At 55.5% G+C, this 6,000-nt stretch carries 5 protein-coding genes and 1 pseudogene; 3 read left to right on the forward strand and 3 right to left on the reverse strand.

Annotation, left to right across the window (positions count from 1 at the left end):
* The first annotated feature begins 276 nt into the window (after positions 1-276).
* Positions 277-1,260: a YiiG family protein gene (locus tag ACTJK5_RS22815; protein ID WP_112520494.1), complete on the forward strand. Its 984-nt coding sequence runs from the start codon at positions 277-279 to the stop codon at positions 1,258-1,260.
* Positions 1,261-1,599: 339 nt separating this feature from the next.
* On the opposite strand, the gene ACTJK5_RS22820 is transcribed toward ACTJK5_RS22815, so the two are convergent.
* On the reverse strand, positions 1,600-2,184 hold the full coding sequence (locus ACTJK5_RS22820; protein ID WP_062439188.1) for a TetR/AcrR family transcriptional regulator: 585 nt from the start codon (positions 2,182-2,184) through the stop codon (positions 1,600-1,602).
* 103 nt (positions 2,185-2,287) lie between these two features.
* Between ACTJK5_RS22820 and ACTJK5_RS22825 the strand changes: the two genes are divergently transcribed.
* The gene (locus tag ACTJK5_RS22825; RefSeq protein WP_112520250.1) at positions 2,288-3,439 is read left to right on the forward strand and encodes an FAD-dependent oxidoreductase; all 1,152 of its coding nucleotides are present in this window, start codon (positions 2,288-2,290) and stop codon (positions 3,437-3,439) included.
* A gap of 35 nt (positions 3,440-3,474) precedes the next feature.
* Here ACTJK5_RS22825 and ACTJK5_RS22830 read toward each other — a convergent pair whose 3' ends face one another.
* Positions 3,475-4,416 carry a nucleotidyltransferase and HEPN domain-containing protein gene (locus ACTJK5_RS22830; RefSeq protein ID WP_112520251.1) on the reverse strand — a complete coding sequence of 314 codons (942 nt, stop codon included), beginning with the start codon at positions 4,414-4,416 and terminating at the stop codon, positions 3,475-3,477.
* A gap of 329 nt (positions 4,417-4,745) precedes the next feature.
* Between ACTJK5_RS22830 and ACTJK5_RS22835 the strand changes: the two genes are divergently transcribed.
* Positions 4,746-4,925 (forward strand): DUF3606 domain-containing protein, encoded by a 180-nt coding sequence (locus ACTJK5_RS22835; RefSeq protein ID WP_111846500.1) that lies wholly within the window; start codon positions 4,746-4,748, stop codon positions 4,923-4,925.
* A 315-nt stretch (positions 4,926-5,240) separates the two neighbouring features.
* On the opposite strand, the pseudogene ACTJK5_RS22840 reads toward ACTJK5_RS22835, so the two are convergent.
* Positions 5,241-6,000, reverse strand: a pseudogene (locus ACTJK5_RS22840) (type IV secretory system conjugative DNA transfer family protein); the annotation flags it as partial.

Consider the following 6,000-nt stretch of genomic DNA (forward strand, 5'->3'; position numbering starts at 1 on the left):
TGCCAACTGGCCCGGCAATCTGGGTCCTCCAGCTAAACCCGATCCGTCCCTTCTCCTTCATCAGCAAGAGGTCCCGCCGTCCTCGAAAAGAGCGAAAGGCTTCATTAGACTTGTCTTGAAAAAGCGATCGGTTCAAAAGCAACCCGTTACAGCGCCTCTACACCACGATACTGAACAGGCGCTTTGACCTGAGCAAGATTCTAATGCCAGGCGGCACATCGACTACGAGCTGGCGCCGAAACTGACGATCTTCTCAGAATGCAAATGAGGACCGAAATGACATCACATCGACTTTCCAAACCCCTGATCCGCTCGCTAGCCCTTGCCGCATCCCTGATCCTGCTCTCGGCCTGCGATGACAGCACGTCGAGCCAATCAGGCCAGGCGAACGAGGAGCAAACCGCAAGCGAGCAAGCAGAGATCCAAAAGTACAATGCGTATGTAGAGGTCGCCAATTCGGTTCAGCGCTCTTACGCTGAGGATCTGGCAACGTACCAAACTACCGTAAAGCCCGTGCTTGACGGCAAGAAGAAGGAGGACAACCTTCTCTTCCCGTCTTCGTCGCCTATGGGCCGGATTAAGGAAAACCTGGACAAGGCACGCGCGATGAAGCCTGACATGGCCGAACTCGACGGGCCAGCGAAAGCTTATTCCGACGCATTGGCGAAAGCGGTCCCGCTTGACCGCGACATGGCCAACTACATTGAGGCCAAAACCTATCTGAGTGACAAGGGCGCGCATGGCCGCGATACACAGCCTGCTTATATCGCCGCTATGGAAGAACTGGCCACGGCCCAGGCAAGCTACAACAATGCCATAGAGGCGAAGGACCGCGCCCGCATCAAATCCGCCTTCGACAAGACGGAAAAAGACACGCTCGCCTATTTCCGGATCGGAATGGTCTATCACATCAAGGACAGCATGGATCTCGCCTCCGGCTTCTTGAGCGGAACAGGGCTTGGCGACAAAAAAGAAGCCTTTAAGGCCTCGCTTGACCAGTTCAATACTATGGCAACCGGTTATGACAATAAAATCAGGGAGCAAAGCAACGAGGGTTGCTCGGCCATCATGTCCAAAGCCAACGCTTACCTCTCGACCGGAAGGCAGATCGTCAGCAGGACAGAAGACGGCTCCTACGAAAAGGACAAGCAGCAACGCTCCCAGTTCCAGATGATGCAATCGCGGGAGCAGCAGGATGCCAACTCGCTGCTGCAGGACTACAACAATATGATCAGCCGACTGAACATGAATCAGTGCTAAGCCGGAGACGATCAATAGTGTCGCGGATCACTCGCTGATCCGATGGCTGATTTCCCTTAAGTCTGCATTCCATGTTGTTCCAGCGTCGAATGCAGACCAGGTCATGATCTTGTAAATTGGGATGAGAGCCTGATCCCAAAATGCTTCCACGGCCTCGATATCCGTGCGAACCCGCCAAGGATCATTCCCAGTTGCTCCAGATCTATCGATAAGCGGGCGCCTGCGATCATGCGATGCGGTGGTCTGCAATATTGATTCAGCCCGCCCAGCCGCGTGTGCCTTGCAGAGGTCTCCTCCTTTACAACTGTTCTTTTCACCGCAATGCTTCGCGTTGGTGGGCTACCCGGGGATCTCAAACGAGAGATAGTGCTGAATGGTCGGCGCAAAGAGCGAGGTGATCGTGCCTGGCGACATCGTGGCAAGTGGCTCGAGCTTCAATATATATCGCCCGAGCGCCAGACCAAGCATCTGTGATGCAACGAGTGCTGCTCTCGTACTCGCCTGATCGACGCCGGACCGACCGATTGCAGCGCATAATTGCTTTTCGAAAATCTGCCTCAACTCTTCCCGTGCGCCCGTGTGGCTGATCGCTGCACGCAGGAGCGCTTGCAACTGCCCGTCGCTGCGCACGCCTTCCCACCGATCCAGAAAATGCCGGACCAGCACCTCCCCCACCCCCTCTAACGGAACACCATCCAGGCCGGGCAACTGCAGGTCGATCCTGGCAGCCGCTGCGAACAGGCCCTCTTTGTTGCCATAGTAGCGGATGACCATTGCAGGTGCCACGCCAGCGCCGGTCGCAACGGTCCGTATCGTCGTTTTCTCGAAACCAGACTGAGAAAAGCATTCGCGCGCTGTTGCGAGAATGCGATCTCTCGTGGGTTGAGAACGGAGGGTTTTCGGTTTGTCGCTCGACTGGCTCATCAGCCTAACCTGCCATCAGTGGTCGAATTATGCAAACACTTGTTTACATCAAAGATCTTCCATGCAAACATGTGTTTACATTTTCTAGCGAGGTGTAGCCATCATGTCAGCCAATGTTTCTCCGATCCTGATTGTCGGCGCTGGGCCAACTGGCCTCTCTCTAGCAATTGCCGTTAGGCAGCGAGGTGCTCGGGTAATCGTCATCGACCGGCAGACTCAAGGCGCAAACACATCGCGCGCCGCCGTTATCCACGCGCGGACCCTGCAGGTCCTCGAACAACTTGGCGTCACCGCAAAATTGCTTGAGGAGGGCATTATCGTACCGAAGTTTCGTGTTCGTGATCGTGACCGATTGCTGCTCGACGTAGACTTCGGTGAACTTCCAGGACGCTATCCCTTCACGCTTATGCTGCCACAGGATCAAACCGAAGCCATCCTGCGCACCCGTCTGCTAGAGCTCGGCGTTGAGGTACAGTGGACCACTGAACTTGAGAGCATCGCCCAAGAAGGAGATCGGTTCGCGGCACATCTGAAAAGTCCGGACGGAAACATCGACATGCATGCTTCATGGGTGGTCGGATGCGATGGACTTCACAGCAAAGTCAGAGAGGAAGCCGAGATACCATTCGTCGGTGGCACGTATCGGCAAGAGTTTGTTCTTGCCGATGTCAACATGGATTGGCCGCTTGCCCGCTCCGAAGTCGATCTTTTCTTTGCCCCGCAAGGACTGATGGTGGTGGCGCCTTTGCCGCATGACCGTTATCGAATTGTTGCGACCGCCAGCAAACCACCAGAACAACCCGACATGTCGTTCATTCAGAGACTGCTCTATGAACGTGGTCCACCCAGTGAATCTGGCCGCATCAACGATGTCATCTGGAGCTCACGTTTCCATGTTCATCACAGGCTGGCAGAGAATGTCATTTCCGGCAATATCATCCTGTGCGGCGACGCCGCGCATGTCCATAGTCCGGCCGGCGGCCAGGGCATGAATACCGGCATTCAGGATGCCGTTTCGCTTGCCGATCCACTCCTCCACGCGATGAACGGAGATCGCAGCCAGCTTCTGGGCTGGGCTGATGCCCGACAAAAAGTTGCACGTTCTGTTGTCCGGCTTACCGATCGCATGACAAGACTTGCTACGCTTCGATCCCCCGCCGGCTGTACGGTCCGCAACGGGATCTTGAGCACGATCGGTCGTATATCATCGGCAAGAAATGCAATCGCTCGGCGGATCGCCGGCCTAGACCATTAGAACTTATGAGCCAGCATCCTGATCGAAAACTGATGTTACGTCTTGGCCCGCGAGACATCCCGCTCCAGCTTCTGGATATGCTCGTCGCAAACGACCTTCACCAACGCCAGGAGATGCGCCGTCCGCTCACCGAGCCAGACCAGAGCCTCTTCGCTGATCTCGAAATGCTTGGAATATCGAGCCTTAACATAGGCTTCGTTGATTGTGTTAAACCAAGCTCTCTGCCGATGGTGATCCCTAGGAAACGCGTCCACCAGTCGAAGATCCTGCTCTTCAGCTAGCGATCGAAGGAACTTCACGTTGTGCGAGGGCGGACCGTAATTTGTGAGGGTCAACAAGACACACGCGTAAGCTTGCTCAATCGTCTGATGCAAATTGAAGGCAGACCAATTTGACCAAGCGCCTCCAAGTTTTCGCCATTGCTCCAATTGAAACCGAGACGTTTCCAGAACAACTTTTGCCTCTGAAAATCTTTGAGCGAAGTGGTCCTGCGCCGCATTCAATCGCTCCTCCGCAGTGAGTAGTCTCGGCTCGGCTAAAGGCTCGTCATCCAGTTCATAGAGAGCGATACCGTCCTTGCGAATATCCGAAAAGAAGAAGTTGCCCTTCTTCAGCTCTGTGTTCACCTCGCGCAGTGAGTGGACGATGAACTGTGTGGGCGTTTCGATAAAGCTGTCACGGATGATCCGGTCAGCGGCCTTATACCAATAGGTGGCATGGTCGGTCAGTTTGCGATTGTTGACGATCACCAGCAAATCGAAATCCGAGCGATAGCCCTTCATCGTATGGGGCTCATCGACAAAGGTGCCGCGGGCGTAGGAGCCGAACAGTATGATCTTGAGAATGCGTCCGCGCTTCTTGAAGTCGGCCGTGCCTTCGTTCAGCGCATCTTCGAACTCCTCGTGCAGGATCTCCAGCGCACGCGCGAGCTCTCGCTGCTTTCTATGCGGGATATGATCGAGGGAGGATTTCATCATGGGAACGGGGTCTGACTGGCTTCCGATTGTCGCCGCGATGTCATCGCGCTGGTGGTATCCATGGACCTTATACGCTTCGCAACATTCATCAAATGGCAAAAGTGCTAGTCGACTTTTGGAGGTCCAGATGTGGCTGGGACCAACGCTTGTTCTTGATGTCTCCTATCGCAGCTGCAATCTCCCCTTCGCTTCTTCGCCTCTTGTAAGAGAGATTATGCCCAGGCCGTTCAACCAAACGAACTGAGAGGAAGGCAATTGCGTTGCCGCTCGCTGTCTGGAACTAGCTGAATCCTGCTGGGTTAGTCTTCCTCAACACAAGGAGAAGAACAATGTCGCAGACAACACGAGGCCGTAACCAGGATCGCGCAAGGGTGGCTGGCGGACAGGATCATGAAGTCCGCTATGAGGCCAACAAGGAGCGGGTTTCGAAAGACGATGTGAAGAGTGCGATCAAGTCGGTTGGCAACAGCCGCGACAAGGTCGAAGACGAACTCGATCGCAAAGCCTGATTTGCCGCAAGTCATATCCGACGGAAAGCCGCCTGGCGTCAACCACGCGGCTTTCGTTTGCCGTCGGACGTCTTTCCCGACGATGGCGTTATCGGCGTTTCCCTCTCACCCTTCAGAGCAAGACGCGCGCCTGTCCTGCCGCTCACTTCGGCGCTATGTGTGAGCGCGTTCCCGTCAGGACAGGCTCGATCATCGCCATCCATCTTCCGTCGCAGTGACTGCCATTCTCGTTGCTTGCTGAACCGCGTTAACGTTCGATGCCAGTTACTTCGTCTGGCGCTTTGTCGGTCCCTGTCTCTGGCGCCTGTATCGCTCTCAGATCCGGTCGAACAGGCCCTTGAACTCCTTGTCCTCATAGTACCGGATCTTGCGCAGTTTTGCCGGATAATGCCCCTGCCGAAGAAGGATCATCCTGTCTTCTGGCAGTCGCATGATCTCGTCGGCATTGATCAGGTTGCGGGCAGCAATGTGTTCCGAGTTCGTCTGCTTGCCTTCACTATGCGACGCCGTCATGTAATGCGCATCTCGCTTGCCGATCGAGCGTGCAACAAGCCCGGCCGTCTCGATGTCATTCACACCAAACACCTGCAGCACGCCGGCATTGGCAAGGAAGGTGTTAGCTCCTTTGCCGTAGAGCGCACGCAGCTGATGAATGTCCTGAAGGATCGGCCAGAGCTGCACGCCGTAGCCTGCCATCAGCCCCATGGCGCGCTCGACAGCAGCCAACCGTCCCAGGCTCGCAAACTCGTCGAGCAGGAACAGCACGGACTTGTTTGCGGGAACGGCTCTCTTCCGCTTGCAGAATGATGTAGCGGCCCCTTCTGGCGGGGTAACGCTCTCGAATGGTGATGCGCCGTTGCGCGTCCCTACCATCTCCGTCAGGCTCTGGCTGATCATCAATCGCAGCCATCGTGCATAGGTGCCAAGCCTGTCCGTTGGCAGCACCAGGAATACCGACTGCGTCCTTTGCTTCAGATCGGCAAAGCAAAATCCGATCGCTCCATCACCCGCTTCATCCGTGGACTGTCGAGGAAGTGTGTGTGGCGTTGCGCCGACGACAGAACGCCCGATGCCT

It is taken from the genome of Agrobacterium sp. 22094 (assembly GCF_052046015.1).
GTDB classification, from domain to species: Bacteria; Pseudomonadota; Alphaproteobacteria; order Rhizobiales; family Rhizobiaceae; genus Agrobacterium; species Agrobacterium cavarae.

Bases quoted from the DNA above. Each gene is read 5' to 3' on its own strand.
- ACTJK5_RS22815 (WP_112520494.1), top strand. From the start codon at position 277: ATGACATCACATCGACTTTCCAAACCCCTGATCCGCTCGCTAGCCCTT.
- ACTJK5_RS22835 (WP_111846500.1), top strand. From the start codon at position 4,746: ATGTCGCAGACAACACGAGGCCGTAACCAGGATCGCGCAAGGGTGGCT.
- ACTJK5_RS22820 (WP_062439188.1), bottom strand. From the start codon at position 2,184: ATGAGCCAGTCGAGCGACAAACCGAAAACCCTCCGTTCTCAACCCACG.
- ACTJK5_RS22825 (WP_112520250.1), top strand. From the start codon at position 2,288: ATGTCAGCCAATGTTTCTCCGATCCTGATTGTCGGCGCTGGGCCAACT.
- ACTJK5_RS22830 (WP_112520251.1), bottom strand. From the start codon at position 4,416: ATGATGAAATCCTCCCTCGATCATATCCCGCATAGAAAGCAGCGAGAG.